Annotated in this window: 4 protein-coding genes; all 4 read right to left on the bottom strand. The window is 61.3% G+C overall.

Features of this window, described 5'->3' with window-relative positions:
• Nucleotides 1–76: 76 nt before the first annotated feature.
• Nucleotides 77–1525 (bottom strand): TolC family protein, encoded by a 1449-nt coding sequence (locus tag EN879_RS28520; RefSeq protein WP_013529844.1) that lies wholly within the window; start codon nucleotides 1523–1525, stop codon nucleotides 77–79.
• Between the two features lie 421 nt (nucleotides 1526–1946).
• Complete coding sequence (locus tag EN879_RS28515; protein ID WP_063168902.1) at nucleotides 1947–2492, bottom strand: invasion associated locus B family protein; 546 nt, start codon at nucleotides 2490–2492, stop codon at nucleotides 1947–1949.
• The gene (locus EN879_RS28510) at nucleotides 2477–2938 is read right to left on the bottom strand and encodes a DUF4189 domain-containing protein (RefSeq protein WP_013529842.1); all 462 of its coding nucleotides are present in this window, start codon (nucleotides 2936–2938) and stop codon (nucleotides 2477–2479) included. The genes EN879_RS28515 and EN879_RS28510 overlap by 16 nt, the downstream gene beginning before the upstream one ends.
• A gap of 38 nt (nucleotides 2939–2976) precedes the next feature.
• Nucleotides 2977–3479, bottom strand: a 503-nt coding sequence (locus EN879_RS28505) for a hypothetical protein (RefSeq protein ID WP_127274401.1), incomplete at its 5' end; no start/stop codon positions are given.

The following is a 3479-nucleotide window of genomic DNA, read 5'->3' as shown; positions in this document are numbered from 1 at the left end:
CCTCCTTCGGGGAGAGGATGTTGGGTTGCTGGTTCACGATCTGCCCGTCAGGACGCTCGCTGGACCTTGTGCTGTCCTATTTCTTCCTCACCGGAGCGAGAATATCGAATGGCAGGTCGTTCTTCTGCTCCGATGGCGTCCGCGCATAGGTTTCTGTGTCCGCGGTTTCCGGTGCTGCGAACTCGGTGCGTGCATAGGCCGTCGCTTGCTTTGCCGGCTCGAGATTCATCGTTTTCAGCAACTGTCCGGTCGCGGCCAGGAGCCGGTACTGGGCAAACAGCGATGCGTAGGAAGCGGTATCCGCCAGCGTTGCCGTGTTGAACCGTGTATTCTGCGCATCGAGCACGTCGAGCAGCGAGCGCTGTCCGACCTTGAACTGCTCGCGATAGGAAGCAACCAGCTTCTCATTGGCAGCGGCTTGTTGCCTCAGGGTCTTTGCCAGATCGGCTTGCCGGAAACGGCGATCCCATGAGGTGCGAACGGCTTCCTCGATTTCGCGCTGGACCTGATGCAGCGCGAGACGCTGTTCACTGGTGCGGCGGATCTGTTCCTGCTCGTTGGCCTTGTCGATGCCACCGCGGTAGAGGTTCCAGCGCAGGACCACGCGCGCCTGCAGGTCGGTGGTGTCGCCATCGTCGCCGTCAATGTCGGTTCCTGCCCGGGCCCGACCTTCAGCGATGATGGAGGGGCCAAATTTTGCCCGCGCAGCGTCCACGAGGGAGGCCGCCGCGTCGATGTCGCTGTTGGCCATGTGTACGCGCGGATTGCTTTCCCGCGCCAACCCTATCGCGTCGTCGAGCGAGCGCGGGAGTGCGGCCGAAACATCGCCAGGCCTCGAAGGGCTGGTCAGTGGCTTTCCGACGGTTTTGAAGAAGCGGATCTTGGCCGCTTCCAGTTCCTCGGTCGCCTCCTGCATGCGCGCCTTGGCGGCGAACAGCCGTTCCTCGGCCTGTTGACGGTCGGCCTCGTTCAGCGCGCCGCCCGAGATGCCTTGCCGGATGTCGCCGAGAATTGCCTGGTGGAAGCCGAGATTCTTCTTCGCTTCGGCAACGATCGAGGCCTGCAGCATGTATTCCAGATAGTCCTGGACAACGGACAACCCGATGAATTCGGACCGTTCCAGAACGCGGAACGAAGCGCCGTCGACGCGCGATGCCTGACGGTTCAATTCGGCCCGCCTTCCGCCGCTGTCATAAAGCGTCTGCGAAACGGTAAGATCCGTTTCAGCCGGATAGAGCGCATCGCCTTCGATGGAAAGAGAGCGCCGGGACGGATTGTCGAGCCGGCGAACGCCAGCCGATGCCTCGACATCGACACTGGGAAGATAAAGGCCCTTGGCCTGCCGCAACTCGAACTCGATGGCTTCGCGATTTTCGATCGCCTGTCCAATCTCGGGATTGGACTCCACCGCGACAGCCATCGCCTCCTTGAGCGTGAGCGCGTGAGCGCTGCCGCAGGTCAGCATGGTGGCCGCCATCAAAAGACCAAGGCGCCTGCCTATGGTCGACATGTTTGTCGTATTCATTAATCCCACCCTAACGTTTCCCCAGCGTCCTTTTCAGAGCGCTAACCAAGCCAAGGCCTGCCCGTCGGTGGATTATTCACAGATTCACGAAATATGTGAGCGATTATTGATTTAGAGATCGCTAAATAGCCTTTTTGGGCAACAAGGCTGCGAGATGTAGCAAAAATAGCACATAACGTCGGCTCGCTGCGGTTGTATCCAGACGCCGCATTCAGTGGGAAAGCACAAAAAACGGCAGGCCAGTGGGCCGGTATGGCCAGAATCATGGCCGGTTCGGATAGCGGCTGTCGATGATCCAACCTGAAGTTGAGCCCTTTTTCAGGCACGCCCCTTTGGATGCCGCGTCCAAAAATACTCCATCGCGGCGGCCGGCGTACGCTTCATGTGGCTCACTGCGGCCAAAAGCTGGTCAGCGCGCACCCTAATTTGCGCTCAACGCCACCATGCGGTCGAGCGCCGCGGTCAGGCCGCGAAGCGACACAGGGAAGCTCAGCGGGGTCTCGGCGTCCGTCGTGACATTGAGCTTCAGCACCGAGCCTCCCCTCAGCTTTCCAAGCGTCGGCCGATCAACCGTAAAGACGGAGACGCAACCCGTCGGCAGGCAGGTCCTGAAGCGCTGCGGGGACGGCGGTTGATCGTCGATCTGCAGCGTCACGCCCGGATCAAGGAGGATGCCGAAGGGCAGAAGCAGGGTAGCCGTCGTCGAACCGTCCGGGCGTGCCGCGATCTCCATGGCAAGAAGCCTCTGCCCGTTCTGCTGGACCTGGTCTTGCGCAAGCGAGCACACTCTCGCCTTTTCCCGTACCGAACAGGTCACGCTCCAGTCCTGATAGACCTCACGCAGCGATGAGGGTCCATCCGGGACAGCCGCCACCTGTTGCTGGGCAGACGCCGGCGACATCAATGAGAATAGAATTGCTCCACATGCGGAGACGGCCTTCGGGCCAAGCTTCATGTGCAGACCCATTCGCGGATCTTGCATTTCTCTCCCGTCGCCTCGCAGGCCTGCAAAGCGAGATCCTCCGCTTCCCGACGGGTCTCGGCCGAGTTCACGCCCCAGGGCGTGAAACGGTTCTCCACTTTGTCTGCCACGGCAAGCGCACCGCAGTGCTTGTAGGGAAAGCCGGTCTCGTCGTCATCATTCCAATGGCGATGGTTGCGGAAGACGGTGACGACGTTGCAGGCCTTTCCGCCTGCGTTCTCGCAATATTTCTGTGCGATGTCCTTCGCTTCCTGCCGCTTGTCGGCGCCCCAGAAGAAGCCGTATTTGCTATCGGCCTGCGAATAGGCAATGGCCGCCCATATGCCCTTTTCCTCCTGTTGCGGTTCCGATGGGGCCACAAGGTCGGCTGAGACGACTTGTCCGCTCCACAACAAGGTCAAGCCCAAAACTGCCAAAGCCTGCAATCTCATGGTCGGCATCCTTTCCTTGACCTCACTCGCTTCGCGTCCTACTTCGCCGCCGAAGCAAGGGAGATCACCACACAGCTTTTGCCCGTCGGCAGGAGAAGCGCTTCACCGGCATTGCCGCCGAGCTCGTAGACCTCGACCTGCCCGAGATGGTCGGTGATCTTGCTGCCCTGCGGCAGGATGGATGGGATGTCGGCGCACGGGCTGGCGAATGGCGCCACCCGCACCATCGCCCCTTCGCAACCCGTGGCGGTGGGCGATGCGAAGACGATGCCGGCGGCCGGTCCGCTATAGCGTTCCGACGCATAGTCCATGCCGACAAAGGCCTGGATGGCGTGCTTGTCGGCGGCCTGGTCGTTCCACAGGGATTTGACGCTGTATTTCGTGCCGGTCGTCAGGATCTGTCCGAGCACTGGATAGACGGTCGAGCAGGCCTGCACACCGGCCTGCTTGACATGCTCGAGGAAGGGCGTGTCCGGAAGCACGGGGGCCGCCGCTGTTGCTGCAGGTGCGGCCGTCGCGCCGCCGACCAGATTGGCGACCG

It is taken from the genome of Mesorhizobium sp. M7A.F.Ca.AU.002.02.1.1 (assembly GCF_003998535.1).
GTDB classification, from domain to species: Bacteria; Pseudomonadota; Alphaproteobacteria; order Rhizobiales; family Rhizobiaceae; genus Mesorhizobium; species Mesorhizobium ciceri.
Note: the sequence above shows the minus strand (reverse complement) of the source record. Positions and strands in the feature narration are given on the sequence as shown.